Here is a 26552-nt window from a genome sequence, read left to right as displayed (position 1 = left end):
ACAACCCTGCGCAGCCGATGCGATGGGATGCATGTCCGAGACAACACCGGCCCCTGTGGGCCGGCGATCCGAGCTCGCCGGACGTCTCGCCCACGGCGCGCGGCACCGGCGGTGGTACTCCTGGCTGGCGTCGGCGGTGCTGTGGCTGGTGGCCACGGCGCTGGCGGTCCTGCTGTGCGATGCGATCGTGCCCGGGTTCGATGTGGACCTCCCGCTCGGTCCGCTCAGTTTCGCCGTCGTCCTCGGGATCGCGGGGCTCGCGCTGCAGCCGCTGCTCATTGCGGGGGCCGTGCGGCTCGGCTGGGCGGGCGTCCTGCTGCTGGCACTCGCCGGGCAGGCGTTGATCGTTCTCGCCACCGCGTGGCTGCTGCCGGGAGTGCGGATCGACGACTTCTGGTCCGCGTTGCTCGCCGCCTGGATCCTCGGCATCGTCGGCACGGTCGTCGGCTGGCTCAGCACCGCCGGTACCGACGACCGCCTGGTCCAGAGGCTGGTGGCGTCCGGCCGTCGCCGCCCGGCCGAGCTGGACGACGCCGAGGTGCAGGGCGTGGTCTTCGTCCAGGTGGACGGTGTGCCGTTCCCCGTCCTGCAGATGGCGGTGACGGCAGGTTTGGTGCCGACGCTGTCGCGCTGGCTTCGCTCGGGCAGCCATCGGCTGTACGAGTGGACGCCGAAGCTGCCGGCCACCACGCCCGCGAGTCAGATGGGCATCCTGCACGGTGTCATCGACGGCATCCCCGCCTTCCGTTGGTACGACCGCGCCGGCGACCGGATCCTGGTGGCGAACCGCCCGGCCGACGCCGCCGTGATCGAGGCCGCCCTGACCACCGGGAACGGACTGCTCGTCGACGGCGGCGTGAGTATCGGCAACCTGTTCACCGGTGACGCGCCGCAGGCGGCACTGACCATGAGCCGGCGTGCCGGCCGGGGCGAGATCACCAGGCGCGCCGCCGCCCAGTTCGTCGCCAGCCCGAGCGGTCTGACCCGTGGCCTGTCACGGTCGGTCTCGGAGCTGCTGCGCGACCGGTTCCAGGCCCGGCGCGGAGTCCGGCGGGAGGTCCAGCCGCGCTGCCACCGCTCCTGGTCGACGGCGGCCCTGCGAGCGGTCACCAACGGGGTGCTGCGCGATGTCAACACCGCACTCGTCGCTCAGCACATGCTCCGCGGCACGCGGTCGATCTACGTCGACTACGTGGACTACGACGAGGTCGCGCACCACGCTGGGATCCTGCGCCCGGAGAGCCTCGAGGCACTGGAGTCGATCGATCGCGTCCTGCACCAGCTCGAGCTGATCGCGTCCGTGGCACCGCGGACATACCGCTTCGTGATCCTGTCCGACCACGGCCAGGCGCAGGGAACGCCCTTCGCGGACAGGTACGGCGAGGAACTCGCGGTCGTCGTGTCCCGCCTGGCCGCAGCGGACGTCGCGGTGTCGTCCGCGCCGGTCGAGGGCTGGGGCCGGACCCGGATCCTGGTGGACGAGCTGGCGACCGGGAAGGGGGTCGGCGGGCGCACCATGCGCAACGCCGCCGCGGCCATCCAGCGCCGCGGGCAGGACGAGGCCGACGCCGTCGAGGCCGGCGACCGGCAACGATCGGGCAAGGCCGAGGGCGACGAGGAGTTCCACGTGTTCGGGTCGGGCAACCTCGGACTCGTCTACGTGCGCGGCAGCAAGGAGCGGCTGACCAGGGATCAGCTCGACCGCCGGTATCCGGCGCTGCTGGCGGGACTGGCCGCGCATCCGGGCGTCGGCTTCGTCGTCGTCCTGGACGCCGTCGACGGACCGATCGCGCTGGGGGCCGCGGGCAGTCACCGGCTCGACGACGGCCGGGTGGACGGCGTCGATCCGCTGGCTCCGTTCGGACCCAACGCCCCAGCTTTCGTCCGCCGGGCGGCACTGCGACCCGAGGCGCCCGACATCTACGTCAACAGCCTGGTCGAATCCGGCACCGAAGAGGTCGCCGCGTTCGAGGGCCTCGTCGGGTGCCACGGCGGGCTCGGTGGCTGGCAGGACCGCGCACTCGTCGCCGTTCCCGCGGACCTGCCGTTCCCCGCCGAGCGGGTGGTCGGAGCCGACGCCTTGCACATCGCCCTGAAGGACATCCTGCGGTACTGCGGCCATCGAGCCGACGTCGCGCCCGACGTCGGCTCTACAGTCCGGTCTCGACCTCGAGCCGACCGCTCTGGACCGCGTTCATGAACACCTGGTAGTCGCGTTCGTTCTGGTCGGCGTACGCTTCGGCGTACTCGGCCATCGCTTCGGGGAACGCGTCGTCGCCGCCCAGGTAGGTGGCCAACGCGATCCGGTCCCCGGACCGGGCATGGGCCCGCGCCAGCGTCCAGGCGCACAGCTGGCCGTACATCGTCATACCGGCCGGATCCATCTTGTGGACCACGGCCGCGCCCTTCATGTCCCGTAACTGCCGGACGTAGAAGTCGCGGGCCTGTCCGTCGATGCCCTCGGTCCGCCGCCAGCCGAGGAAGATGTCGCCGGTCACCTGCATCAGGCGTTGCCCGGCCACCACCCGTTCCCCGTCGTTGCGGGGCGCGGGCCGCTGCCTGAGTGCGGTGGGCACCTTCGCCTTGAGCACGGACGGCCCGGCCTCCTTGACCTGGAGCAGGAGCGGATCGCCGTCGTCCCGGCCGCGGAGCAGCACGATCCAGGACCGCGTACCGACGCTGCTCACGCCGACCACGGTGCGCGCCAGGTCGACGACCTCGAACTGGTCGAAGAGCACCCGCCGCTCGGTCGGCAGCGACCGGCGGTACAGGTTCAGCAGGTCCTTGATCCCGGCCTCGAGCTCCTCGCGGGCGGGATCGGGCAGGTAGTCGGCGATCGGCACGAGCAACGGCGGATCGGCCTTGATCCGGACCCCGTCGTCGGTCATCTCGATGAGCTTGGCGAAGGACTTCAGGCTCTCACTGCCGCGGGCCTTCGGCAGCGCCTGGCCGCTGTTCTTGCGCCTGCTCGAGCCCATCTTGGCGCGCAGCATCGTGGAGACGTCGTCGACGTCCGCGCGGGCGTACCAGACGTCGAGAGCGTGCATGGTCCCGAACTCGGCGATGGCGAGGCGGTAGCGGTGGACTGCCTCCAGCACGCACTTGCGGCGCTCCTTGCGCCCGAACCCGTTGCACCGGCCCGCGACCGCGAGACTCACGGCGAGGCGCTTGACGTCCCACTCCCATGGACCGGCCATGGTCTCGTCGAAGTCGTTGACGTCGAACAGCAGCCGACGGCGTCCGGCCGTTCCGAAGACGCCGAAGTTCGCCAGGTGGGCGTCACCACACAGTTGCACCCCGAGGCCGGACACGGGGGCCACGGCGAGATCGGTCGCCATGCCGGCGGCGTTGCCGCACAAGAAGGCGAAGGGCGACACCGTCATCCGGCCGTGCCGGACCGGCACGAGCTCCGGAATCCGGGACCTGGCCTGCTCCTCGAGCAGCGCGACCGGATCCCGGCGCTGCGAGGGCAGCACCAGTTGTGCCTGCTCGCGCGGCGGCAGCGCGGTCCGTGCGGCGAGTCCCAGGCGGGCGTGGTCGGAGGGCGTGAGCCGCCGGACGACGGGCGCCGATCCGCGGGTGGTACGGGGTGAATCGGTCGAGCGGATGACGGCCCGGGCCGGCACCATCGGCATCGATGCACTCATGTTGCACCACCCCTCCGTCGTGCCGGGTCGCGTGCCACGGCGCTGGATCCGCGACCTCCACCGAACACCGGAGGTCGCCCGGGCAGCATCACCCACGCCGGATGAACCAATCGTCGCGCGCACGGGCTTGACTTGATGCGTGAAGGACGCGGCGACCGACTACAGGCAACTGCCGCACAAGGCCCGCCGCCGGCTGGCCGCGGCGTCGCTGCTGCGTTCCGGCCTGGTGTCCGTGGCGATCGTCGTCGGCTACTTCCTGCTGCCCCTGCGCCTCGACGGCGGTGTTCCCGTGGCCGGTCTGGTGGCCGGACTCGCCGTCGTGGGTCTGGTGCTGGGCTGGCAAGTTCGCGACATCGCCCGTTCGCCCCACCCCCGGATCCGGGCGATCGGGGCGCTGGCGACGTCGGTGCCGTTGTTCCTCGCGGTGTTCGCCGTCACCTACTTCCTGATGGCGCGCATCGAGCCGGCGAGCTTCTCCGAGCGGCTCAGCCGGCTCGATGCCGCGTACTACACGGTGACGATCTTCGCGACCGTCGGCTTCGGGGACATCGTGCCCGTCTCGGGCCCGGCCCGGGTGGCCACCATGGTCCAGATGCTGGGTGACCTGGTCCTGGTCGGTCTGGTCGCGCGCGTCCTGATCGGCGCGGTCAACCAGAACCTCGATCGCCGGAAATGATCAGGTCCTAGGCCTGCGCGCCGGCGTCCTGGGCCGGCGGCGAAGGCTGCAGGCGCGCCATCCGGAAGGAGTTCACCAGCCCGGCGGCTCCGGCGAGGATCGGGATGCCCAGCGCCACCTGCAGGGCGAGCGGCCGTGCGGTGGTGTTGATGTCGACGATCTCCGCACGAACCTCGGGAGACTGACCAGCGAGCATCTTGTCGAGGTCGGTGTTGCTCATCACCTCGGCGTCGTGCTCGAGAGTGTCGGCGACCTGTTGCTGCTGCGCCGGCTGCAGCACGGTGCTGGATTCCGCGAGATTCGTGAACGCGAACGACAGGGTCGCGAGCATGATGGCGCCGGCGAACGCCAGCCCGAAGGACAGGCCGAACGAGCCGGCCGCCGAGTTGACCCCGGCCGCCTCGCTGACCCGTTCCTGGGAAATCGGAGACAGCGTGTAGTTGTTCAGTTGGGACACGAGCAGTCCCAGACCCACTCCGACGACCACCAGCGGTCCGGCGAGCGCCCAGCCGGACTGGGCCCGGGGCACGATCGGGAGGAGGATCACCAGGCCCGCGGTCAGCAGTGTGAATCCCCACCTGACGATGCCCGTCGGACGTCGCCCGCCGGCCTTCTTCTCCGCGAGGATCGCCATCCCGAACATGCTGAGGGACAGCGGAGCCAGCGAGAGGCCGGCGGCCATCGCGTTGTACTCGAGCACCATCTGCAGATAGATCGGCAGCACGATCATGGTGCCGCCCAGGGCGATCTGCTGGAGCATCTGCTGGGAGATCCCCAGCTTGAAGGGGGCGGAGCTGAACAGGACCGGGTCGATGAGCGTCGGCTCGCCGCGACGCTTGCGGCGCACCAGCCAGTAGCCGAACGAGACGAGTCCGAGGACGCCGACGGCCATGATCAGGCCGACGTACTCGCCGCCCTCCTGCCAGACCAGGATGCTCAGCACGATGCCGCCCATCCCCACGACCGACAGCACGGCGCCGACGACGTCGACCCGCCGGGAGCCGGTGTACGGCGCGTCGTGGATGAGGCCCTGGCCGGCCAGCACGACCGCGATCACCACGACCTCGAGCAGGAACGCCACCCGCCAGGACAGGTATGTGGTGATGAATCCGCCGAGCAGCGGTCCGACCGCGGCGGCCAGCGCGGCAGCGGCGCCCACCAAGGCATACGCCCTGGTCTGCGCCGCTCCTTCGAAGTTGCCGTGGATCAGTGACTGCATGGCGGGCAGCAGCAGTGACGCCCCGATGCCGCCGATCAGAGCCCAGAAGATGATGATCGCGGTCAGGCTCTGCGCCAGCGCCATCGCCGAGGCGCCGATCGCGTAGCCGCACAGTCCGAGCAGGTACGCGCGCTTGCGGCCGATCAGGTCGCCGACCTTGCTGCCGATCAGGATGAACGCCGCGGAGACCAGCGCCTCCAGGGCGATCGCCGACTGGACGCCGCTCACCGTCGTGTCGAGGTCCCGGACCACCGAGGAGATCGAGACGTTCATCAGCGAGGTGTCCACGACCAGCACGAACATCGCCATCGCGAGCAGGATGCTGAGTCGCGGGCTCGCCTTCGTCCCTGCCGGGACAGCGCCGGGTTCGTCGGTCATGCGTGCCGCTCCTGTCGATCGGCCGCCGACCAGCGGCGGGCTTCAGCCGGCGAGAATCTTCGCCTTCTGCGCCTCGAACTCGGCGTCGGTCAGCACACCCGACTGCTTCAGTTCGCCCAGGCTCTTGAGCTGCGCCAGCCGGTCCTCCGTCGCCGATGCGGCCGGTGCGGCCGGTGCGGGCGCCGGCGGCGGTGGCGCCATCTGCTCCTCGTACGCCTGGTTGCGGGTGGCCGCCGTCTCGGCGTCACGCTGGGCGAACTTCGCATCCTGACGCCGCTGCACCCGGCCGTGCACCGCTGACGCGGTGCCCGCAACGACGGCGGTCCTCGCTATTCCTCGTAACAGTCCCGGCATGTCAGGCTCCTCAACTCGACGGTTCCAGGGTGTCCATCGCTTCCAGGGCGTCGAGCACTTCCATCACATCCTGGGCCGGGATGCGTCCCCCGGCGATCAGCTGGCCGCCCGACTCCAGCGCCGCCGCGACGAACGGGATCGCCCAGGTGTTCTCGTAGACGATCAGCGCGGCCAAGGTGCCCGGGTCCATCGCGGCCGCCGCCGCGGCCAGGTCGTCGTCGGCCAGGATTCCCGACCGGGCGCCGCTGAGGTCCGCGAACCCGCCGGCCGGTCCCGTGGACTCGGCCAGGTCGACCAGGTAGGGGGAACCGTCGGCGTCCTTGCCGACCAGCATCACGTCGTACACGTGGATGATGCCGCGATCCACCAGGTTCACCAGTTCTTCGGCCGCCCGTCCGGTCAGCTTGTTGCCGGTGAACTCGAGGAGCACGTAGTCGATGGGTCCGTGAACGTCTGCATCCGACATGGCTCTCCATCCCTCCCAAGGGGCGTGCGCCCCCGGCGTCCTGTGCGGCCCACACTGCCGTGGGCCCGTGGTGGCGGCATCACCCCCGCGGGATGAACTCCGGTGCGCGGGGTGCGGCGGCGACCTCCGCCGGGGTCAACTGGCGGATGCTCAGGATCACCAGGCCCGCGCCCTGCAGCCGGGCGACCAGGTCGGCGATGCCCTGGTCGTCGCGCACCCGCAGCCGGAACGCGCCCGCTGTCCGGTGGCCGGCCTGCGGGCCGGCGCAGAACGCCAGCGTGGCGGGCCTCAGGTTGCCCTGGAGGACCACCTGGTACGACGGGCCGTGGTGCTCACGTGGTGTCATCGTCTTCGCTCCGTTGGTCGAGATCCGTCCACTCCGTCGACGGTGACGCCGGGTCGAGCACGCGCCGTACCTCGATGACTTCGATGCCCAGGGACCGGAGCCTCGCGAGCAAGCCGTAGAGCGCCGCCTGGCTCGGGATGCTGTAGACGATGGTGTTCACCTGGTCGATCGCGACCGTCACCGCGCGCATGTCTCGGAGATCCTGTTCGGGGACTGCGTCGGCCACACGGACCTCGTACGTCGCCTCGCCCATCGAAACCACTCCGTTCGCCACCTGTGCGTTCGACGCTCGCAAAGGTCCGATGCCGCGGCGTCACCCCTGTGGGGTGAACTGCCCGGGGCGACGCGAGCTCCCGGGCGGGCGCGTGCCGCCGCGCCAGTGGCCGGCCGGTGTTACGAAGATGCGGCGATCGGACGCAAAACGCTGGTTTTATGGGCGTATTGGTGGTTTCGTCGAGAACGTAAGACCCCTCAGGCAGTCCCTCCCACCGTTCGGCGCGCCAGCACGTCACCGGGAGGGATCATGCCGAGTGAGCAGTCTGCGAGGACGGGCGGCAGTCGCCGCGCGTCGCCCGACGCGCCGTTCGAGCGTCGTCTCGGATCCGCGATCGAAGCCCCGGCGATCATGCCCGGGATGGTGCCGAGGCAGCGACTAGTCGACCGGCTGGACCTGGCGGTCCAGCGGCCGCTGACCCTGATCAGCGCACCGGCCGGTTTCGGCAAGACGATCCTGGTCGAGTCGTGGGCGGAGCTCTATCGGGGCCCGGCCCTGATCCGGCGGGTCACGCTGCCCGCCGACGGTGAACCCGCCGACGTCCTGAACTCCGTCCACCAGTTGTTGCGTCGCGACGACCGGCAGGTGCTGGTGCTCGTCGTGGACTGCGGGGACCTGATGATCACGCCGGAGTACGGTAAGAGCCTCGACCGCCTCATTCGCGGCTACGCCGGACGCTTCCGGGTGGTTCTGCTGACCCGGTACGACCCGCCCATCCCGCTGTACCAGTACCGGTTGGCCGACGCGATCGCCGAGATCCAGGCGACCGACCTGGCGTTCACGCTCGACGAGACCAGGGCGCTGATGCGCGAGTTCAACCTGGACCTGACCGAGGAGCAGGTCGCCGACCTGCACACCCGGACCGACGGCTGGCCCGTCGGCCTCATGTTCGCGGCCATGAACCTGGCCGGAAAGTCCGACCCCGAGCGGGTGATCAGCGAGTTCCGCGGCGACACCGGCAACGTCGCGGCCTACCTGATGGCCGAGGTGCTCGACTCGCAACCGGCCGAGCTGCGGCAGTTCCTGCTCCGGACCAGCCTCGTCGACGTGATCCGGCCCGGACTGGCCGAGGCGCTGACGGGGTCCCGTTGCGACCTCCGCTCGCTGCAGTTCCTCGCGCGCGGCAACTCGTTCATCCAGCCCGTGCCGCGGACCGCCGACGGTTACAGCTACCAGGCGCTGTTCCGTGAGTTCCTGCGCGCCGAGATGCTGTACGAGCAGCCGGCCGCTGTCCCCGCACTGCACCGCGCCGCGGCGGCCTGGTTCGCCCAGCACGGTCAGCCGCTGGACGCGGTCCACCATGCCGTCACGGCCGGCGATTGGGCCCAAGCGGCCCGCTATCTGGTGGCGGATCCCGACTCTGCCGCGCTCCTGATCGGGCGTCGCCGACGGCACGCGACAGTATTGCTCGCGGGCTTTCCCGATGATCTCGAGGGGCCCGAGGCGGCGGTCGTCAGGGCCATCCTGGGCCTCGCCGAGTTCGATGTCGGCCGTTGCGTGCGGGAGCTGGACCGGGCGCGGACCTCGCTGGACGATGATGGGTCCATCCGCAGCCAGGCGGCTGAGCTGGTCATCAGCCTGCTGCAGGCGGTGTGTGCGAGCCTCGGAGCTGCTACCGACGCCGACCTGGGCGTCGTCCTGGCCGCTGAAGGCAGGCTTCAGGCGGCGTCGAGGCCGGCGGTCTTCCACCCGGAGGCGCGGCTGCTGATCCTCGGATGCAAGGGCCGGATCCTGCTCCAGCGCGGCGACTTCCCGGCGGCCGTCGAGGCCTTCGACGACGGCATCGCGCTCGCCGAGGACACCGGCGCGCACGAAGCCCTGACCGAGTTCCTCGGTATGGCCGCCCTGGCCGAGGCGATCCGGGGACGCCTGCGACGGACGGGCGAGATCGTCGCGCAGGCGACCGCGCTCGCCGAGGCCGGGACCTCGCCCGACCTGCCGCAGGCCACCCTCGTGGCGGAGGCCTGGATGCACACCGACCAGGGCGATCTGGCCGAGGCCGGAGAGCTGGTGCAGCGGGCCGAGGAGTCCGCCGACTCGACCCACGACGCCCGGGTCGTCACCGCGGCGTTCGCGCTGGTGCGGGCCAGGCTGCTGCGAGCCAGCGGCGACGTCGAGCTGGCCACCGCGGAACTGCGGGCCGCCAGCGCCGACTTCGGTGTGCACGGCGGCTGGCTGGACCAGGCCCTGATCATCGACGCGGCGAAGCTCCTGGTGACGCAACACCAGCTGGGGGAGGCCGTCGGGATGATCGAGCGGTCGCCGGGTCGTGAGCAGGCCGGATCCCTCCTGGTGCTGCAGCGTGCGGCGGTCGACGCCGGCCAGCGCGCACCCGCCCAGCCGCCGGTGGCCGTCGATCGTGCCGCACCCCTCCAGACCCAGGTGGACGGCTGGCTGGTCCAGGCGGCCGAGTCGGTCCGTGCCGGGAACTCGGCACGCGGCGGGCTCTGCCTGGAACGCGCCCTCAGGCTGGCCGCTCCAGAGCTGTTGCGCCGGCCCTTCGTGGAGGCGCCGCCGGTCCTGCGGAAGCTGCTGCAGCCGACCGGTGACGCGATGCGGCACCACGCGTGGCTGCGTGCACCGTCGCGTCGCGGGCGAGACCGGGTCGTCGATCGCCGCGGGACGTCCCGGAACGACCTGGTCATCACCACGGCACTCACGAGCAAGGAACAGGAAGTGCTCGAGCACCTCGCCGAGCTGCTGACCACGGAGGAGATCGCCGACACCATGTTCGTGTCCGTGAACACGGTTCGGAGCCATGTCCGGAGCATCCTCCGCAAGCTGGGCGCGTCGCGCCGCAACGAAGCCGTCCGACGAGCATGGGAGATGGGGCTGCTGCCTACCCGGCCGGATGCCTAGGCCCTGGCCCGTCAGGTCAGAACTCCGCCGACCTGCGCAGCCGATGTGGGCGGCCGTCCGGGTCGTAGATCAGGCGGTACAGCGGCTCCGCCCAGAGCGCCTGGAACCCGCTCAGCGGCTCGGTCCGGTGCGCGCGGATCTGTCCGGCGGGCCGCGCGCCCTGACAGCCTCCGGCGTACCAGGCGTCCAGCGCCGCGGCGGTGCGCGTCCACAGGTCCAAGGCGGCCGGCGGGTCGAGAGCGGCGAGGCTTTCGCGCGTCCGGCCGAGGTGCTCCGACCACACCTCCAGCCGCAGGTTACGCGCCAGTTGCCGCCCGTCGGCGCCGGTCGTGTCGACGACGGCGCAGGTGAGCTCGCTGTCGCAGGTCCAGGACCGGCGGTTGAAGTTGTCCGAACCGCAGGTGAACCATGTGTCGTCGACGATGCAGATCTTCGAGTGGACGTAGATCGGCGTGCCCTCCTCGTTCTCCAGGTCGAAGACCCCGACCCGTCCGGGCGCGGCCCGCTGCAGCAGGCGCACGGCACGCAACTGGCCGAACCGGGACGGCGGCCCGCTGAGGGCGCCGTCGGCGTCGGGGTATCTCGGCACGACGACGATCACGCGGAGCGCCGGTGACCGCTCCAGGGCGTCGTGGATCCCCTGCGCGACGAGCTCGGACCACAGGTACTGGTCCTCCACGTAGATCAGGTCGCGGGCGAGGCCGAACGCCTTCTCGTACGCGCGAGCGACGCTGCGTTCGCCCTCGGGCGCGAACGGATAGCCGGGATGCTTGTGACCGTACGTCCGCAGCACCTGGACGGCGTGCGGGCCGGCCGGCGGGGGATCCGGGAACGACTCCGGCAGCGGCTTCGGATGCCGCGGCATCCGGGCGAGCCGCTGCACGATCATCCGGTACGGCGTCCGCCGGTCGAGCGGATGGCCGTCGTCCCAGCGCTCGCAGAACGTACGCAGCAGATCGCCGACGACCGGACCGCGGATCTCCAGCGCCGCGTCGTGCCAGGGCGTGCGATCGCCGTACCTGTGGTTCATCGGCGCGCGCTGCGGATCGCCCAGGTGGTCGTGGTCGTCACGGCGCTGATGGCACAGGTCGATACCGCCGACGAACGCGAGATCGCGTTCCGGGTGGCCCGCGTGCCGGACGACGAACAGCTTCTGGTGGTGCGACCCCAGCCAACGGACCCGCTGGTCGAGGAGGACCTCGGCGCCGACCTGGTTGAGTCTGGTCCCCAGCTTCCGGTTCTCCCGGGCGCTGAACCGCAGGTGATCCGAGTGCGACCTCCACAGCAGCCCTCTGACCTCGACACCCGACCCGGCCAGGTCGGTCAGCACGGCGCCGATGGTCGGGCCGTCGGGCAGCAGCTTCTCGTCCGCGTCGCCCCGCCAGTCGGTGAAGTACACCCGGTCACCGGCCCGCAGCGCGCACAGCTCCTCGTACAGCCTGCGGAAGTAGGTCGCGCCGTGGATCAGCGGCCGGACCAGGTTGCCCTCCACCCAGGACCCGTCCACGTCGCCCATCCGGTCGATGTCCGTACCGGGATTCCCGCGCTCGTCCGGACTGAGGAACCACGTCCCGGCGGTCTGGTCGGTCATCGTTCATCCTCGCTGCGCCGGATGCCGACGAGGCGGTCCGGCCGTCACCTACGCGTCCGCGCGGGAGCGCGTCAGCGCCCAGATCACCCACACGTCCAGACCGATCAGCAGCAGCGCCCAGAACGGCTGGTACGGAATGAAGAAGAAGTTGTTCAGCGCACTCAGCATGACCAGGAACAGCGCGACCCACTCCGCCCAGCCGGCCCGGCGGAACAGACCGACGGCGGTCGCGACCATGGCCAGCCCGAAGATCAGGTAGATCCATCCCCAGGCCGTCAGGTCCAGGTCGAAGACGTAGCCCCGGACCTGGACGAAGTACTCGTCGTTCAAGATCGCGGACAGGCCGGTGATCACGTGGAACGCGCCGATCACCACGATGACCACGGCGGCGAAGACGACGGCGCCCTTCGCCCAGCCCGACTCCGGCGGTGACGCGATGGTGCGGTTCTCGGTCATCTGCGTTCACATCCTCCTGCTCGACCCCCGACGGACGTCGGGAACGCGTCGACAGTAGGTCCGCACCGACCGCCGCGCGTCACCCGTGGCGGACGACGTCCGCGCTCAGTGCGACAGGGCGGCCTTCAGCACGACGATCGCCAGGCCGAGCAAGAGATTGACCACCCCCGCCGCGATCAGACGGGCCCAGGTGGCGCCTCCTCTGGCGGCGACGTACAGCGCCCATCCCAGCTGGGATCCCACCGCCACCGCGAGCGCCAGCCAGGCGGCTTCGGAGTCCGTCAGGCCGACGAGCGCCCCGATGCCCGCCGCCGCCGCGGGCGGTACGGCGGCCTGCACGAGCGGCCACTCCCGCCGCGCGGCCGCGCGGATCCTGAGCAGTGGCGGGATGGCCTGGGTCGAGTGCTCCGCGGCCAGCTGCGCATAGACATGGGCCAGCCAGAACACCACGCCGGTGGCGAGCAGGAGGACGATCAGCTGTCCCGGATGCGGCGGCTGCTGGCCCGGACCTGTCCCGGCCACGACCGACGCCGCGAGCAAGGAACCGTAGACCGCCCCGGCAGCGTCGGGCGGTTCCCGCCGGCTCGCACCGGCGGCGTCGACCGTCGACTCGTCGCCCATCCCGCCTCCTCCGCAGGGCCGCAGAACCGTGCCGGGAATCGAGGGAAGTCTCCGGCAGGGACCTCGGCGGACTCCTCACCCTGCCCGGATGACCGGTCCGTTTCCGCGGGGAGGTTCATCCGGTGAGGGTGATGCTGGTCAGCACGATCTGGGCGATGTTCGGAGCCCGGGGGAGTCGGCGAGAGGGGGTTGCGACGATGACCGCAGGCTCCAGCGAGTCCGCCGCCGACCGGACTCCGGCGGTTGATCCGGGTGTGGGGGCGGCAGCGCAGCCGACCACTCCCAGCTGGGCGCTTCCGCGCGGGGTCGTCGTCCTGGCCGGGACCGCGGGCGCCGTACTGACGGCCGTCGGCCTGCGTGGTTTCTCGCACATCATCGGTCCCACCTTCCTCGCGCTCGTCCTGACGATCGCCGTGAGCCCGCTGCGCCGGCTGCTCGTCCGGCACGGGGTCAAGCGCTGGCTGTCCGCGCTGATCGGCCTCGTGGTCGTGAACGCGATCCTGCTCGGCGTGGCCGCCGCGCTGGCCTTCTCGGTCGCCAAGCTGGCGAGCCTGCTGCCGACCTACGAGGACAAGTTCACCGAGATCGTCGACGACGTCCGCAGCTGGCTCGCGGACCGCGGCGTGGGCGCCGACCAGATCCAGGCCGCCCTGCAGAAGATCGACCTGCGGCAGTTCTTCGACGTCCTGCAGGGCTGGCTGTCCAGCCTGCTCGGGGTCGTCTCGGGTCTGGGGTTCGTCATCGTCGTGCTGTTCTTCATGGCCATCGACGCGGCTCCGTTCGCGGATCGGATGCGGGAGGCGGCCCAGAGCCGGCCGGACGTCATGGGCGCCTTGGGCGGCTTCGCCCGCGACACGACGCGCTACCTGGTCGTCGCCACCGTCTTCGGTCTGATCGTCGCCGTCTTCGACGTCGGGATCCTTTACCTGCTGGACATCCCGCTGCCCTGGCTGTGGGGCCTGCTCGCGTTCATCACCAACTACATCCCGAACGTCGGCTTCTTCATCGGGGTGCTGCCGCCCGCGCTGCTGGGCCTGCTCGGGCAGGGCTGGGCGACGCTCGTGTGGGTGATCGTGGGGTACAGCGTCGTCAACTTCATCATCCAGTCGATCATCCAGCCGAAGGTCGTCGGCGACGCGGTCGGCCTGTCCACGACCCTGACCTTCCTGTCACTGATCTTCTGGGCCTGGATCCTCGGCCCGGTCGGCGCCGTCCTCGCCATCCCGCTGTCGCTGCTGGTCAAGGCCCTGCTGCTGGACGCCGACCCCTCCACCCAGTGGCTCAGCGGCTTGATCTCCGGCGGTCAGCGTCAGGACGAAGTCCCGGCGCCCGAGCCGGGATCTGAGCCGGCACCTGAGCCGGCAACAGAGGCGGCAACTGAGTCGGCAGAACTGCCCGCGGGCGAGGTCGCCGCGGAACAACCCGGATGAGGAGATCAGCATGCCGCGTTCGGTGTCGTACGAGTTCGACGAGATCCTGCCGACCTGTCAGGGTCTGCCCGGCAGTCTCGCACCCGGCTCGCCCACCGCAGATCCGGCCGACGGCACCGTGCTGATCGGACCCGCGCGGAGCCTGCACTACCTGCTCGACACCCCGCTCTGCGATGTCGTCGGGCTCAGCTGCCGGCTGCGGATCAAGTACCCCGCGCCGACGGTCAGCTCGTCGCTGCGGATCCTCCAGCTCGGGGACGCGTTCGACCTGGGACTCGAACCGCTGACGACCTGCCGCGCCCTCGTCCGCGTCCGGCTGCACCAGGTCCGGCACGACCTGGGCCAGCTGGCGAATCCTGGCACGCGCTTCGCGGAGCTGCGGCTCGACTGGCACACCAGCGGCAAGACCTTCCTGCGCGTGGACGGCCGGCTGGTCGGCTATCACGACACGCTCGGTCGAGGTCGTCGGCTGAGCATCGAGGACATCACCTTCGGCGCGGTCGACGTGCTCCCGGACGAGCCCGCACAGCACTATCAGTTGCGCGAGTTCTCGGTGAGCGCGCTCCTCGCCCGGCCGCGCTGGCCGCACCGGTACCGGACGGTCGTGCACCGGCCGTGACGGCCGGAGCGCCGGTTCAGGACTCTTCTTGGCGTGCCCGGGTCAGTGCCCAGATCACCCATGCGCAGAGCGCGATGACCACCAGCGACCACACCGGCTGGAAAGGAATGAAGAAGAAGTAGTCGATCGCGATCAGCCCGGCCAGGACGATCGCGACCATGCCTGCCCAGGACTTGTTGGCGAACAGACCGACGCCGACGGCGACGAACGCCAGCCCCAGGACCAGGTGGATCCAGCCCCAGGCGACGGTGTCGAGGTCGAACGCGTACCGCCGGCTGACCACCAGGTAGTCGTCGTCGAGGATCGCGGCGAGTCCGGCGACCACCGAGAACGAACCGACCATGACCATGACGGAAGCGGCGAACGCGAGCCCGCCCACTGCCGCGCTCGGAACGGACTGTCGCGAGTCCATGTCGCCGTACGTCATCGCGTGCCTCTTTCCGTCTCACGTCCTCACCTCCCGACGATGCCCGCCGTCCCGCTCGCACCGCATCGTCCGGCCGGGATGAGGCGCCGGCCGCGGCGACCCTGGCATTCTCACGACGGAGGCGCGGCCATGACAGAAGCCATGTTCGGGGTGCTCGCGCTCCTCGTCCTGGCCTGGGTGGTCACCTCGGACCTCCTCGCCAGAGCGAACATCACCGGTCCGCTGTTCTTCACCGTCGCCGGATTCCTGATCGGAAGCCACGACTGGAAACACCTCACGGTGGAGGTCGATGCTCCGTCGGTCCATCTCGTCGCGGAGGTCACGCTGGCCTTGCTGCTGTTCGCCGACGCGGCCCGGGTCGACTTCTCCCGGCTGCGGCAAGACATCTACCTGCCCGGGCGCCTGCTCGGCATCGGTCTACCGCTCTCGGTCGTCCTGGGCTCGCTCCTGGCGGCTTGGCTGTTCGACGACTTCACCTGGGCGGTCGCAGGCTTCGTCGGCGCCACGCTGGCTCCCACCGATGCCGCGCTGAGTGCACAGGTCATCAACGACCGGCGGATACCGATGCGCCTGCGCCGTGCGCTGAACGTGGAGAGCGGACTGAACGACGGCATCGTCACCCCTGTCGTCACGTTCACGCTGGCTGTTGCCGCCGGGCAACTGGGACCCGGCGAGAAGGAAGGGTTCCTCGCTGACGGCGGTGCGCTGCTGGAGCTGGCGGTCGGCCTGGTCGTCGGTCTGGTGATCGGGCGGGGGAGCGCCAAGCTCCTGGTCTTCGGTCTCCGGCGGCGCTGGACCAGTACCGAAGCCCGCGGACTCGCCACACTCGCGGCCGCGCTCGGCAGTTTCGCGATCGCGCTGACGTTGAGCGGCAACGGATTCATCGCGGCGTTCGTGGCCGGCCTCGCCTTCCGGGCGGGCCTGGGCGGGGCGTTGCTGGACACCGAAGGCACCGACGGCACCGCCGCCGCCGACGACGTCGTCGAGCTGCCCGAGCTGCTCGGTGAGATCCTGGCGTTCGTCGTCTGGTTCCTGTTCGGCGCCGCGCTGGTTCCGATCGCGATCGACAACTTCGACCTGCCGCTGCTCGCGTACGCCGTCCTCAGCCTGACCGTTGTGCGCATCGTTCCGGTCGCTGCGTCCCTGGTCGGCAAGGGACTGGACGGCCGTACGGTTCTGTTCCTCGGCTGGTTCGGGCCCCGCGGCCTGGCGTCGGTCGTGTTCGCCTTGCTCGCGATCGAGGAATTGGGGACGACCGGGTCGGTGCAACCCGCGATCGCGGCCGTGGCCCTCACCGTGCTGATGAGCGTCGTACTGCACGGCGTCTCGGCCGGCCCGTTGGGCGGGTGGTACGTCCGGCACGAGCAAGCGCACGACGACTCAGGCCCGGGCCCGCGGTCCCGACGGCCCGCCCATCGTCAGCTGGGCCGGCGTTGACGACCGTGACCGGCGACGCAGCGCGATCCGGGCGGCCAATCGCCCGAACACCGCACCGACGCTGACGCCGGCCAGAACGTCGCTCGGGTAGTGCACGCCGGTGTACACCCGCGAGAAGGCGACGACCGACGCCGCGGCCAGCAGGGGCCGCCGGAGTCTGGGCAGAACCCCGCCGACGGCGACGGCGAAGGCTGCTGCCGACGCGGAGTGTCCGGACGGGAACGACCCGGAGGACGGCATCGGAACCCATCGCTCGACCGGCACGCCGTGGCCGCCGCGGTCGGGACGCGTGCGCTCACTCGCCATCCGCTTCATCGGCTGGTTCACCAGCAAGGACGCGGCCCCGACCGCGCTCAGGCCCGTCACCGCCGCCCGCCGTCCCCGCGGACCGCCGAACAGGGCGAGGGCGCCCGCCGTCAGGAACCACGGCTTGGAGAAGTTCGCGAAATCGGACACCCGCCGCAACGGCTCGTCCAGAACCGGTACGGACAGTCGCGCCACCGACCCGAACAGCGCGTGGTCGTAGGCCTCGAGACGCCGCAGCGAGCGTAAGAGCCGACCGCCCTCGTCAGGGTCCCTGGCCGGTGTCATCCGGCGGGTTTCCGGTCCCGGCCGAGCGCGATGCGCACCAGCTCGGCCAGGCCGTCGCGCAGACCCTCGGGAGCTGTCGCCGACGGTGACGATCCGGGGTGCTGGTGGGCGATCCGTACCTGGAGGACTCCGGGCCGGATCCGGAACCGCAGCGGTGCGTCGAGGACGAGGGCCTCCCCGTCGATACCCGCCGGGAGGGGGCGATCGGCCTCGATCTCGAAGGTCGGCGCCGACCACTCGCGCCACGGGCGCTGGACACGCCGGTGGCCGGCCTCCGGTGGCGCCCCGAGCACGGTGATGCCGAGCAGACCGTCGTCGATGCGCGGCCGCGTGCCGGAGCCGACGGCACGACCGAGGCGGTAGCGGTTGTTGGAGACCAGCACAGCCACACCGCCCCGGTGTCCGTCGCCACCGGGCCCGGTCCAGCGCATGTCGAGCTCGCTGCCGCCGGCGCCGAGCGCGTCCGGCACGGTGTCGAGCAGCGTGCGGAGCTTGGCCTCCCGGTAACCGCTGCGCTGGACGGCTTCGGCGTACAGGCCGAGCGACACGTTGTTGACGAACACCCTGCCGTTGACCTCGGCAAGATCGACCCACCGTTGACCGCCGTCGACGAATGCGTCCAGGGCGCCGACGACGTCGTCCCGGTCGACCCCGAGGTCGAGGGCGAAGTGGTTGCGGGTGCCGGCGGGCACGCAGGCGTACGGCAACGAGTGCTCGGCAGCGATCGCCGCGACGATCGCCTGCGAGCCGTCGCCGCCGGCCATCGCGAGCCCGTCGGCCCCCCGTGCCACCGCATCGCGGACCAGGGTCTCGAGGTCCTCCCCGGGCTTGAGCTCGATCGGCTCGATGCCGCGGCGGCGCGCTTCCTCGGCGAGCGCGAACCGCTCCGCCTTGCCGCCGCCGGAACGCGGGTTGTAGAACAGCACCGCCCGCTGCGGAGCGACAGCCCGCGGCAGCTCCGCGCGGGCGAGGAAGGCGGCGCGGGTCGCGGCCAGTGTCAGCAGGACACCGGCCAGGACGAGCAGGTCGACGCCGAACTTGCCGCCCACCGCGATCAGGACGATCGCACCGGCGGCCGCGATCCCGGCGATGTACAGCCCGGCCACGCGGGCGACGCCGCGCCGCAGCGCGCCGTACCAGGCGGCCAAGACCGCGATCACCAGGCAGGCTACGACGGCAAGCCCCCGCGGGAACTCCTTGACCGCGACAATCACACCGAGAACGGCAGTCGCCGTCCCGGCCAACAGCGCCACCACCGCCGCCACCCGTCGCCTCATGGTGACCACGTCACACCCACGGGGCCCGCGGCGGCATCCCACACCCAGGATGAATCCGTCCCGGAAACGGCCGCCTGGCCCGCTCGTCCATCAGGGGTGATGCGAGGGCGCGGGTTGTGCTGAATCGTCGGCGCCGTACGCGGATCGCAGGGCCGCGTGTCCGGCTCGTCCGGCGAGCCGCACCGGCGACGAGGAGAGGGGCGGCCGGCCATGCCCACCAAGGTGCACCATCTGACATTGCAGGAGCGGCAGGCCCAGGGACTCGAGGCTCGCACGCATGTGCCGCCGGACAGCCACGCAGGCTGGCGGCCGGCCGCGGACCGGCCCGACCCGGTCTCGCTCATCGAGGAACAGAACCTCCGCCGGGACGCGGACCTGGTCCCGGTCCGGCACGGCCGGATGATGGCGTCGCCGTTCACGTTCTACCGCGGCGCCGCCAAGATCATGGCGGTCGACCTCGCCGCGACACCGACGTCCGGTCTCCAGGTCCAGTTGTGCGGTGACGCCCATCTGTCGAACTTCGGCGTCTTCGCCTCGCCCGAGCGCAACCTGGTGTTCGACATCAACGACTTCGACGAGACGCTGCCGGGGCCGTTCGAGTACGACGTCGAACGGCTGGCCGCGAGCTTCATGGTGGCGGCGCAGAACAACGGCTGCTCGACGCCGGACGCGCAGGCGATCACGAAAGGCTGTGTCACCTCCTACCGGGAGGCGATGGCCCAGTTCGCCGGGATGCGAACCCTCGACGTCTGGTACGCGCACCTGGCCGAGGACCAGATCAAGGAGTCGGTGGACGCGTTCTTCGCGGCCAGCGGCCGGGCCAAAGGGTCCGGCAAAGATGGCAAGAAGGGCAAGCAGAAGAAGACCGGCGAGGACGAGGGCATCACCGGGATGACGCAGAAGCAGGTGAAGGAGGCCCAGAAGCGCTTCCAGAAGAACGCGCTGAAGGCACATTCCCGCAACAGCGACCAGGCCCTGTCCAAGCTCAGCGAGGAGGTCGACGGCCGCTACCGGATCGTCAGCGCCCCGCCGGTGATCGTCCCCGCCCGCGAGCTGCACGTGGTGTACGGCCGGGAACCCGCCGACTTCGAGGAGGTCGTGATCAATCTGTTCACCGGCTACCGCGCCAGCCTCCGCCCCGAGCTGCGGCGCCTTCTGGAGCGCTTCGAGGTCATCGACTGGGCCCGCAAGGTCGTCGGTGTCGGCAGCGTCGGAACCCGGGCGTTCATCGTCCTGCTGCAGGGCCGCGACCGCGACGATCCGCTGTTCCTGCAGGTCAAGGAGGCCACCCAGTCGGTGCTCGAAGGACCGTTGCCGAAGAGCGAATTCGCGCAGTCGGGCGAGCGGGTCGTGCACGGGCAACGCCTGATGCAGGCCAGCAGCGACATCTTTCTGGGCTGGTCCGAAGGAGTGGAGCCCGGCCGGTACTACTACTGGCGCCAGTTGCGCGACATGAAGGGCTCGGCGCTCGTGGAGATGCTGAAGCCCGCGGAACTCGCCTTCTACGGCCGCACGTGCGGATGGACACTGGCCCGGGCGCACGCACGGTCCGGCGACCCGGTCGCCATCTCCGCCTACCTCGGCGAGGACGACAGCTTCGACAACGCGATCACCGACTTCTCCGAACGTTACGCGACCCAGAACGACCAGGACTTCGCGGACTTCGCCAAGGCCATCAGCTCGAACCGGATCGACGCTCTGCAACAGGTTTGAGGCCGGCCCGTCGCCCCGAGGAGAGGACAGCACCGTGGGTGAGATCGGTATGGCAGTACCCTCAGCGACCGGGGGCGAGACGGCGCCGTACGCGCTGCCGCCGGACGCGGTGGTCGCGGCGGCGGGATCCGACACCGGGTCGGGGCTGTCCGCGACCGAGGCGGCCCAACGGCTCTCGTCGTACGGCCCCAACGAGATCCCGGCCGAGAAGCCGCCCTCGGTCTGGGCCGTCGCGGGCCAGCAGTTGCGCGACCCGATGAACATCATGCTGATCGGAGTCGTGGTCGTCAGCCTGCTGATCGGCGAGCTGTCGACCGGCATCATCGTCGCCCTGCTGATCGTGCTGAACGTCGGTCTCGGCACCCGCCAGGAGTTGACGGCGCGGGCGAGCGTGAACGCTCTCGCCACCTTGCAGGTCCCGCAGGCGCGGGTGGTCCGCGACGGCGAGCCGGCGATGATCCCCGCCACCGAGGTCGTTCCGGGCGACATCGTCCAGGTCGAGGCCGGTGACATCGTGCCCGCGGACGGACGCATCGTGCAGTCGGCAACGCTGGAGGCGCAGGAGGCTGCGCTGACCGGTGAGAGCGCGCCGATCGCCAAGGACGCCAACGCGCTGGACAGCTCCGACGTCGGCCTGGGCGACCAGACCGACATGCTGTTCCAGGGGACGTCGGTCACCCGGGGAACCGGCACGGTGGTGGTCACCGCCACCGGCCTGCAGACGCAGATGGGCCGGATCGCGACGATGCTCACATCCGTGACGCGGACGCGGTCACCGCTGCAGCGGGAGCTGGACTCCCTGACGAAGGTGCTCGGAATCATCGCCTGGGGAGCGGTCGCGATCATCGTGGTGGTCGGCCTGATCCGCGGGATACCGGGCAAGGACCTGCTGCTGCTCGGGACCGCGATGGCGATCTCGGCGATCCCGACCGGCATGCCGGCGTTCGTCTCGGGCCTGCTCTCGCTCGGCGCCCGGCAGCTGGCCGACGCGAAGGCCGTGGTGAAGAACCTGACCGACGTCGAGACCCTCGGTGCGACGAACGCGATCAACACCGACAAGACCGGGACGCTGACGCTGAACCAGATGATGGTCTCGACGTTGTACGCCGGCGGTTCCTGGTTCACCGTCGACGGCCAGGGCTACCGGATGAGCGGCGCGATCCGGTCGGCGGCCGGCGTCCCCGTTCCCGACTTCACGCGGCTCGGTCTCGGGCTGGCCCTCGACAGCGACGCGGTCGTCGGCGACGACGGTTCGGTGATCGGCGACCCGACCGAGGCGGCGCTGGTCGTCCTGGCCGCCAAGCTCGGCGTCGACGCGGAGGAGACCCGGCGTCGGTACCCGCGGCTGGCCGAGGTCCCGTTCGACTCCGAGTACAAGTTCATGGCGACGTTCCACCGGGTGACCGTCGACGGCGCCGAGCACGTCATCGAGCTGGTCAAGGGCGCGCCGGACGTCGTGGTGGCCCGCTGCAGCCAGGTCGGCGGACCGCTCAGCGGCTCGCAGATCCCGATCGCCGACGGGCGGCCCGGCATCGACGAGGCCAACCTGCGGATGGGGCGGCAGGGCCTGCGGGTGCTCGCGTTCGCGGCCCGCCTGGTCGGCGACGACGAGCTGGCGACGATGACCGCGGATCCGATGGCGCTGACCACCGGGCTGTCGTTCGTCGGGATGGCCGGCATCATCGACCCGCTCCGGGTGGAGGCGAAGAGCGCGGTCCGTACGGCGCTCGCGGCCGGCATCGACGTCCGGATGATCACCGGCGACCACGCGGTCACCGCCCAGGCGATCGGCGAGCAGCTGGGCCTGGGGCCGGGCGCGATCAGCGGCCAGGAACTGGCGGCGCTGACCGACGAGCAGCTGAAGCAGCGACTGCCCGAGCTGCACGTGTTCGGGCGGGTCACCCCGCAGGACAAGCTGCGCCTGGCCCGGGCCATGCAGGAGCAGGGCATGATCGTCGCGATGACCGGTGACGCGGTCAACGACGCGGCCGCGCTCAAGCAGGCCGACATCGGGGTGGCGATGGGCAGCGGCAGCGAGGTCACCAAACAGGCCGCGCGGATGGTGCTCACCGACGACAACTTCGGGACGCTCGTGCACGCGGTGGAGATCGGCCGGCGCGTCTACGACAAGGTCGTCTCGTACGTCCGGTACCAGATGACGCAACTGCTCTCGCTCGTGCTGCTCTTCCTGGCCGCGACCGCGTTCGACATCAACGACGGTGTGGCGATGACGCCGTCGATGGTGCTGTTCCTGCTGTTCTTCGCCACCGCCGTCGGTGTCGTGGTGATCGCGATCGATCCCGGTGATCCCGAGGTCATGCGCCGTCCGCCGCGCGACCCCGCCGTACCGATCACGAACCGGAACGCGGTGATCCGGTGGGTCGGTTACGCGTTCGTGCTCTTCCTGGCCGCCTTGGCGCCGCTGGTCGCGGGGCCGGACGATCCGAGTGCGACACAGGGCACGGTGTCGATGACGATGACCTTCGTGGTGATGGGCGTGGGGACCGCGTTCAACTCGGTGGTCAACCGGCGCGCCCCGGCCAGCGGTCTGACCCCGCCGATCGTGAAGGCGGCGGCGATCGCGGTGATCCCCATCGTGTTGTTGTTCCTGGCCAGCGAACTGCCGACGTTGCAGTCCGGTCTGCTGACCGTCGAGCTCAGCCCGCGCCAGTGGCTCACCTGTTTCGGCCTGGCCGCCCTGCTTCCGATCGCCGTCGAGGCGGACAAGCTGGTCACCCGGCGCAAGCGACGGACGCCGGTGCGGCTCCGCCCGGAGGACGCCGTCGCTCCGGCTCGCGTCCGGCAGCAGGCCGGCTGAAGGTAGGGGGAGACCATGACATCTCGCGAACAGCGGATCGCCGACTTCATCGCGCCGTTCCGCGTCGAACCGGGCCAGAAGGTGCGGCTGGGCAGGGATTTCGCGCCGGACTTCAAGGGAACGATCGGTTCGAAGAAGCGCGGCCGCAAACTGCTGGTCCAGGGCACCGAACTGCTGTCCGAGTACCAGTCCCGGCTGTACGCCGACAACACCCACGGTGTGCTGGTGGTCCTGCAGGCGCTGGACGCCGCGGGGAAGGACGGCACGATCCGGCACGTCATGACCGGGGTCAACCCCCAGGGGGTGGCGGTGCACAGCTTCAAGGTCCCCTCGAGCGAGGAGCTGGACCACGACTACCTGTGGCGGTACGGGGTGCGCCTGCCGTCCCGCGGGCAGATCGGGATCTTCAACCGGTCGCACTACGAGGAGGTGCTCGTCGTCCGCGTGCACCAGGAACTCCTCGACCGGCAGAAGCTCCCGCGCGGCACCCGGAAGGGGGTGTGGAAGCGCCGCTACCACGAGATCAACGAGTGGGAGCGGATGCTCAGCGCCAACGGCATCAAGATCGTGAAGCTCTTCCTGAACCTGTCCCACGAGGAACAGCGGATCCGCTTCCTGCGCCGGATCGACCTGCGCGACCACAACTGGAAGTTCTCCGCGGCCGACGTCCGCGAGCGCGAGTACTGGGACTCCTACCAGCGGGCGTTCTCGCGGATGCTGTCCAGGACGAGCACCGAGTGGGCGCCCTGGTACGTGATCCCCGCCGACCGCAAGTGGTACGCGCGGATCGCCGCGGCCGCCGTGATCGCCAACACGCTGATCGAGATCGATCCCCGCTATCCGAAGGTCGGCAAGGACGCCCGGGCGGCGCTGCAGGAGATCAAGACCGCCCTGGAGAAGCAGGCGCCCGAGGGCGCGGCGCCCGATCCGTTCGCGGGCGAGTAGGCGAGCAGGGCGACGACCATGGCCGAAGGCACCGCTCGACCCGACGCGAAGCCGTCCCGGTGGCGCGAGTACGTGCCCGGCCTGGACGTGGCCGCGTCGTACCGGCGCGCGTGGCTTCCGAAGGATGTCGTCGCCGGCCTCGTCCTGTCGGCCCTCCTGGTGCCGCAGGGGATGGCGTACGCCGAGCTGGCCGGGCTGCCGCCGGTGACCGGTCTCTACACCTCGATCCTTTGCCTGCTCGGGTACGCGGTGTTCGGGCCCTCCAGGGTGCTGGTGCTCGGCCCGGACTCGTCCCTCGGACCGATGATCGCGGCGACGCTCGCGCCGCTGCTGCTGGCCGGCGGGGACCCGGGTCGTGCGGTCGCGCTCGCCTCCATGCTGGCCGTGATGGTCGGCGTGGTGATGACAGTGGCCGGCGTGGCCCGGCTCGGGTTCGTGGCGGACCTGCTGTCCAAGCCGACCCAGATCGGTTACCTGAACGGGCTCGCCCTGACCATCATCGTCGGCCAGCTCGACAAGCTCTTCGGTTTCTCGGTCGACGCCGACGGGCTGATCGCCGAGACGCGCGACTTCTTCTCGGGGCTCGCGAACGGCGAGGCCAACGCGACGGCCGCGGTCCTCGGGATCGGCTCGCTGATCGGCATCCTGCTCCTGAACCGGCTGCTGCCCAAGGTGCCGAGCGTCCTGGTCGTCGTGGTCCTGGCCGCCCTCGTGGTGAACGCGTTCGATCTGCAGGACCACGACGTCGACACGATCGGCGTGCTGCCGCAAGGATTCCCGCCCTTCACGATCCCCTCGGTCGGGTGGGACGATCTGCCGCCGCTGCTCGCCGGGGCGCTCGCGATCGCCGTCGTCGCGCTGGCCGACACGATGTCCACGGCCTCGGCGTTCGCCGCGCGCAAGGGCGATCGCGTGCGCGGTAACCAGGAGATGGTCGGTATCGGCGTCGCGAACATCGCGGCCGGCTTCTTCCAGGGCTTCCCGGTGAGTACCAGCGGGTCCCGCACCGCCGTCGCCGAGCAGGCCGGCTCCCGGTCCCAGGTGACCGGCATCGTCGGCGCCGCGGTGATCACTGTGGTCGTGGTCTTCGCCACCTCCTTGATGCAGTACGTCCCGCAGCCGACGCTCGGCGCGATCGTCATCGCGGCCGCGTTGTCCCTGGCCGACATCCGCGGTACGCGCCGTCTGTGGCACCAGCGTCGTACGGAGTTCCTGCTGTCCGTCGTGGCGCTGCTCGGTGTGGCCCTGCTGGGAGTCCTGCCAGGCATCGGCATCGCCGTGGCCCTGTCCATCCTGAACGTCTTCCGCCGCGCCTGGTGGCCGCACCAGGCCGAGCTCGGCCGGGTGGGCGGGATCGCCGGCCTGCACGACACCGTCAGCTATCCCCACGCCCAGCTGCTGCCTGGCCTGGTCGTCCTCCGGTTCGACGCGCCGCTGATCTTCGCGAACGCGCGGATCTTCAGCGACACGGTGCGGGAGATCGCCGGCGACCGGCCCGGCCTGCGCTGGATCGTGATCGCCGCCGAGCCGATCACCGACGTCGACACCACGGCCTCCGACATGCTGCAGGAGCTCGACGCCTGGCTGAACGCCCGCGGGGTGTCCCTGGTCTTCGCGGAGATGAAGGACCCGGTGCGCGCGAAGATCGAGCGGTACGAGCTCACCCGGACGATCGATCCGGCGCACTTCCTGCCGACCCTCGACGACGCCGTCGCGGAGTACGTCCGGCAGACCGGCGCGCAGTGGCGGGACCCGCAGCCGGACGCCGACGACGAGAGCTCCCGGCGGTGAGTCCCGGACAGGGATCGAGCACGTCCGCGGACGGACGTGCTCGATTGCCGGCAGGACACGCGACCGGGTGAGTCTGCCTGCCGACGCTCACCCCATCGGCGGTACGCGCTGTTCGGCCGCCGACTGCGGAACCTCGCCCTCCTGACCGTTCCAGGTGGCCTCGGCGCGCCGTTCGATCCGCTCGCGCGCCCCGCTCCACCCGGCGGTGAGCGCGTACAGCACGGCGGTGTCCAGCGCGATCATCAGCAGTGACCACACCGGGTAGGCGCCGAGCGACACGATCTGCAGGATCACGTGCAGTCCGACGACGATGATGGCCGTGATCCTGGCCCACGTCTGCGCCGCCAGCAGGCCGCATCCGACGGCCAGCAGGAGCAGCCCGGAGATCAGCAGGAACCATCCCCAGCCGGTCACGTCCACGACGATGAGCTTGTCCGGCGTGATGGCCAGACGCTTGTCGTCGAACAGCGCGACGAATCCTTCGAACACGTTGACCAGCCCTATGACCACGAGCATCACGCCCGCGAAGACAACCAAACCGGCCATGGCCCCCGGGGCCCGTTTCGCAGCCATTCGAGATCCCCTCTCGTGCGACGGGAGCCGCCGGAACCGGTGGC

General features: G+C 70.6%; 23 protein-coding genes. 10 read left to right on the top strand and 13 right to left on the bottom strand.

Annotated elements, in window-relative coordinates:
* Positions 1-31 precede the first annotated feature (31 nt).
* Positions 32-2200, top strand: a complete 2169-nt coding sequence (locus AB0L64_RS34035) for a phage holin family protein (protein WP_363716950.1) — start codon at positions 32-34, stop codon at positions 2198-2200.
* Here the strand turns inward: AB0L64_RS34035 and AB0L64_RS34030 are convergent.
* A complete protein-coding gene (locus AB0L64_RS34030) occupies positions 2151-3647 on the bottom strand; it encodes a DUF2252 domain-containing protein (protein WP_363716948.1) in 1497 nt (498 codons plus the stop codon). The genes AB0L64_RS34035 and AB0L64_RS34030 overlap by 50 nt on opposite strands.
* Before the next feature lie 139 nt (positions 3648-3786).
* Between AB0L64_RS34030 and AB0L64_RS34025 the strand changes: the two genes are divergently transcribed.
* Positions 3787-4323 (top strand): potassium channel family protein, encoded by a 537-nt coding sequence (locus AB0L64_RS34025; protein WP_363716946.1) that lies wholly within the window; start codon positions 3787-3789, stop codon positions 4321-4323.
* A gap of 7 nt (positions 4324-4330) precedes the next feature.
* Here the strand turns inward: AB0L64_RS34025 and AB0L64_RS34020 are convergent, their stop codons facing one another.
* From AB0L64_RS34020 to AB0L64_RS34000, 5 genes are all read right to left on the bottom strand, one after another.
* On the bottom strand, positions 4331-5920 hold the full coding sequence (locus AB0L64_RS34020; protein WP_363716944.1) for an MFS transporter: 1590 nt from the start codon (positions 5918-5920) through the stop codon (positions 4331-4333).
* A 42-nt stretch (positions 5921-5962) separates the two neighbouring features.
* Positions 5963-6274, bottom strand: coding sequence for an SHOCT domain-containing protein (locus AB0L64_RS34015; RefSeq protein WP_363716942.1), 312 nt, complete (start codon positions 6272-6274; stop codon positions 5963-5965).
* Between the two features lie 10 nt (positions 6275-6284).
* Positions 6285-6740, bottom strand: a complete 456-nt coding sequence (locus AB0L64_RS34010; RefSeq protein ID WP_363716940.1) for a DUF6325 family protein — start codon at positions 6738-6740, stop codon at positions 6285-6287.
* A 79-nt stretch (positions 6741-6819) separates the two neighbouring features.
* Positions 6820-7086: a hypothetical protein gene (locus AB0L64_RS34005; protein ID WP_363716938.1), complete on the bottom strand. Its 267-nt coding sequence runs from the start codon at positions 7084-7086 to the stop codon at positions 6820-6822.
* Entirely contained in the window at positions 7073-7339 is a 267-nt protein-coding gene (locus tag AB0L64_RS34000) for a hypothetical protein (RefSeq protein ID WP_359925523.1), read from the bottom strand. Before AB0L64_RS34000 ends, AB0L64_RS34005 begins: the two co-directional genes overlap by 14 nt.
* Positions 7340-7609: 270 nt before the next feature.
* Here AB0L64_RS34000 and AB0L64_RS33995 point away from each other — a divergent pair, with 270 nt between their 5' ends.
* Entirely contained in the window at positions 7610-10219 is a 2610-nt protein-coding gene (locus tag AB0L64_RS33995) for a LuxR C-terminal-related transcriptional regulator (protein ID WP_363716936.1), read from the top strand.
* Between the two features lie 16 nt (positions 10220-10235).
* On the opposite strand, the gene AB0L64_RS33990 is transcribed toward AB0L64_RS33995, so the two are convergent.
* The 3 genes from AB0L64_RS33990 to AB0L64_RS33980 form a co-directional block, all read right to left on the bottom strand.
* Complete coding sequence (locus AB0L64_RS33990) at positions 10236-11810, bottom strand: phospholipase D-like domain-containing protein (RefSeq protein ID WP_363716934.1); 1575 nt, start codon at positions 11808-11810, stop codon at positions 10236-10238.
* Between the two features lie 48 nt (positions 11811-11858).
* Positions 11859-12266, bottom strand: coding sequence for a hypothetical protein (locus tag AB0L64_RS33985; RefSeq protein WP_363716932.1), 408 nt, complete (start codon positions 12264-12266; stop codon positions 11859-11861).
* A gap of 105 nt (positions 12267-12371) precedes the next feature.
* On the bottom strand, positions 12372-12887 hold the full coding sequence (locus tag AB0L64_RS33980) for a hypothetical protein (RefSeq protein ID WP_363716929.1): 516 nt from the start codon (positions 12885-12887) through the stop codon (positions 12372-12374).
* A 197-nt stretch (positions 12888-13084) separates the two neighbouring features.
* On the opposite strand from AB0L64_RS33980, the gene AB0L64_RS33975 reads away from it, so the two are divergent.
* Positions 13085-14317, top strand: a complete 1233-nt coding sequence (locus AB0L64_RS33975) for an AI-2E family transporter (RefSeq protein WP_363716927.1) — start codon at positions 13085-13087, stop codon at positions 14315-14317.
* Between the two features lie 10 nt (positions 14318-14327).
* Positions 14328-14936: a hypothetical protein gene (locus AB0L64_RS33970; RefSeq protein WP_363716925.1), complete on the top strand. Its 609-nt coding sequence runs from the start codon at positions 14328-14330 to the stop codon at positions 14934-14936.
* A 16-nt stretch (positions 14937-14952) separates the two neighbouring features.
* On the opposite strand, the gene AB0L64_RS33965 is transcribed toward AB0L64_RS33970, so the two are convergent.
* Positions 14953-15363 (bottom strand): hypothetical protein, encoded by a 411-nt coding sequence (locus AB0L64_RS33965; protein WP_363716923.1) that lies wholly within the window; start codon positions 15361-15363, stop codon positions 14953-14955.
* Between the two features lie 129 nt (positions 15364-15492).
* Here AB0L64_RS33965 and AB0L64_RS33960 point away from each other — a divergent pair, with 129 nt between their 5' ends.
* A complete protein-coding gene (locus AB0L64_RS33960; RefSeq protein ID WP_363716921.1) occupies positions 15493-16800 on the top strand; it encodes a cation:proton antiporter in 1308 nt (435 codons plus the stop codon).
* On the opposite strand, the gene AB0L64_RS33955 is transcribed toward AB0L64_RS33960, so the two are convergent.
* Entirely contained in the window at positions 16744-17391 is a 648-nt protein-coding gene (locus tag AB0L64_RS33955) for a phosphatase PAP2 family protein (RefSeq protein ID WP_363716919.1), read from the bottom strand. The two genes, AB0L64_RS33960 and AB0L64_RS33955, sit on opposite strands and share 57 nt — an antisense overlap.
* Positions 17388-18668, bottom strand: a complete 1281-nt coding sequence (locus AB0L64_RS33950; RefSeq protein WP_363716916.1) for a diacylglycerol kinase family protein — start codon at positions 18666-18668, stop codon at positions 17388-17390. The genes AB0L64_RS33955 and AB0L64_RS33950 overlap by 4 nt, the downstream gene beginning before the upstream one ends.
* A gap of 210 nt (positions 18669-18878) precedes the next feature.
* On the opposite strand from AB0L64_RS33950, the gene AB0L64_RS33945 reads away from it, so the two are divergent.
* The 4 genes from AB0L64_RS33945 to sulP are packed head-to-tail and all read left to right on the top strand — an operon-like array spanning position 18879 to position 25935.
* A complete protein-coding gene (locus tag AB0L64_RS33945; protein ID WP_363716914.1) occupies positions 18879-20381 on the top strand; it encodes a DUF2252 domain-containing protein in 1503 nt (500 codons plus the stop codon).
* Positions 20382-20430: 49 nt separating this feature from the next.
* A complete protein-coding gene (locus AB0L64_RS33940; protein WP_363716912.1) occupies positions 20431-23199 on the top strand; it encodes a cation-translocating P-type ATPase in 2769 nt (922 codons plus the stop codon).
* Positions 23200-23214: 15 nt separating this feature from the next.
* The gene (locus tag AB0L64_RS33935) at positions 23215-24144 is read left to right on the top strand and encodes a PPK2 family polyphosphate kinase (RefSeq protein ID WP_363716910.1); all 930 of its coding nucleotides are present in this window, start codon (positions 23215-23217) and stop codon (positions 24142-24144) included.
* A gap of 18 nt (positions 24145-24162) precedes the next feature.
* Complete coding sequence (gene sulP / locus AB0L64_RS33930; RefSeq protein WP_363716908.1) at positions 24163-25935, top strand: sulfate permease; 1773 nt, start codon at positions 24163-24165, stop codon at positions 25933-25935.
* Positions 25936-26022: 87 nt separating this feature from the next.
* Here the strand turns inward: sulP and AB0L64_RS33925 are convergent, their stop codons facing one another.
* A complete protein-coding gene (locus AB0L64_RS33925) occupies positions 26023-26508 on the bottom strand; it encodes a hypothetical protein (protein ID WP_363716906.1) in 486 nt (161 codons plus the stop codon).
* Positions 26509-26552 lie beyond the last annotated feature (44 nt).

Origin of the sequence: Kribbella sp. NPDC051936 (assembly GCF_040680955.1) — a bacterium.
Taxonomy (GTDB): Bacteria; Actinomycetota; Actinomycetes; order Propionibacteriales; family Kribbellaceae; genus Kribbella.
This window is presented reverse-complemented; position numbering and strand designations above follow the sequence as displayed.

What these genes read in the sequence shown, in the direction of transcription:
- AB0L64_RS33975 (WP_363716927.1), top strand. Translation starts at nt 13,085, where the DNA reads ATGACCGCAGGCTCCAGCGAGTCCGCCGCCGACCGGACTCCGGCGGTT.
- AB0L64_RS33935 (WP_363716910.1), top strand. Translation starts at nt 23,215, where the DNA reads ATGACATCTCGCGAACAGCGGATCGCCGACTTCATCGCGCCGTTCCGC.
- AB0L64_RS33995 (WP_363716936.1), top strand. Translation starts at nt 7,610, where the DNA reads ATGCCGAGTGAGCAGTCTGCGAGGACGGGCGGCAGTCGCCGCGCGTCG.
- AB0L64_RS33945 (WP_363716914.1), top strand. Translation starts at nt 18,879, where the DNA reads ATGCCCACCAAGGTGCACCATCTGACATTGCAGGAGCGGCAGGCCCAG.
- AB0L64_RS34030 (WP_363716948.1), bottom strand. Translation starts at nt 3,647, where the DNA reads ATGAGTGCATCGATGCCGATGGTGCCGGCCCGGGCCGTCATCCGCTCG.
- AB0L64_RS33960 (WP_363716921.1), top strand. Translation starts at nt 15,493, where the DNA reads ATGACAGAAGCCATGTTCGGGGTGCTCGCGCTCCTCGTCCTGGCCTGG.
- AB0L64_RS34005 (WP_363716938.1), bottom strand. Translation starts at nt 7,086, where the DNA reads ATGACACCACGTGAGCACCACGGCCCGTCGTACCAGGTGGTCCTCCAG.
- AB0L64_RS34015 (WP_363716942.1), bottom strand. Translation starts at nt 6,274, where the DNA reads ATGCCGGGACTGTTACGAGGAATAGCGAGGACCGCCGTCGTTGCGGGC.
- AB0L64_RS33980 (WP_363716929.1), bottom strand. Translation starts at nt 12,887, where the DNA reads ATGGGCGACGAGTCGACGGTCGACGCCGCCGGTGCGAGCCGGCGGGAA.
- sulP (WP_363716908.1), top strand. Translation starts at nt 24,163, where the DNA reads ATGGCCGAAGGCACCGCTCGACCCGACGCGAAGCCGTCCCGGTGGCGC.
- AB0L64_RS34010 (WP_363716940.1), bottom strand. Translation starts at nt 6,740, where the DNA reads ATGTCGGATGCAGACGTTCACGGACCCATCGACTACGTGCTCCTCGAG.
- AB0L64_RS33940 (WP_363716912.1), top strand. Translation starts at nt 20,431, where the DNA reads ATGGCAGTACCCTCAGCGACCGGGGGCGAGACGGCGCCGTACGCGCTG.
- AB0L64_RS33950 (WP_363716916.1), bottom strand. Translation starts at nt 18,668, where the DNA reads ATGAGGCGACGGGTGGCGGCGGTGGTGGCGCTGTTGGCCGGGACGGCG.
- AB0L64_RS33955 (WP_363716919.1), bottom strand. Translation starts at nt 17,391, where the DNA reads ATGACACCGGCCAGGGACCCTGACGAGGGCGGTCGGCTCTTACGCTCG.
- AB0L64_RS33990 (WP_363716934.1), bottom strand. Translation starts at nt 11,810, where the DNA reads ATGACCGACCAGACCGCCGGGACGTGGTTCCTCAGTCCGGACGAGCGC.
- AB0L64_RS34035 (WP_363716950.1), top strand. Translation starts at nt 32, where the DNA reads ATGTCCGAGACAACACCGGCCCCTGTGGGCCGGCGATCCGAGCTCGCC.
- AB0L64_RS34000 (WP_359925523.1), bottom strand. Translation starts at nt 7,339, where the DNA reads ATGGGCGAGGCGACGTACGAGGTCCGTGTGGCCGACGCAGTCCCCGAA.
- AB0L64_RS33970 (WP_363716925.1), top strand. Translation starts at nt 14,328, where the DNA reads ATGCCGCGTTCGGTGTCGTACGAGTTCGACGAGATCCTGCCGACCTGT.
- AB0L64_RS34020 (WP_363716944.1), bottom strand. Translation starts at nt 5,920, where the DNA reads ATGACCGACGAACCCGGCGCTGTCCCGGCAGGGACGAAGGCGAGCCCG.
- AB0L64_RS33985 (WP_363716932.1), bottom strand. Translation starts at nt 12,266, where the DNA reads ATGACCGAGAACCGCACCATCGCGTCACCGCCGGAGTCGGGCTGGGCG.
- AB0L64_RS33965 (WP_363716923.1), bottom strand. Translation starts at nt 15,363, where the DNA reads ATGACGTACGGCGACATGGACTCGCGACAGTCCGTTCCGAGCGCGGCA.
- AB0L64_RS33925 (WP_363716906.1), bottom strand. Translation starts at nt 26,508, where the DNA reads ATGGCTGCGAAACGGGCCCCGGGGGCCATGGCCGGTTTGGTTGTCTTC.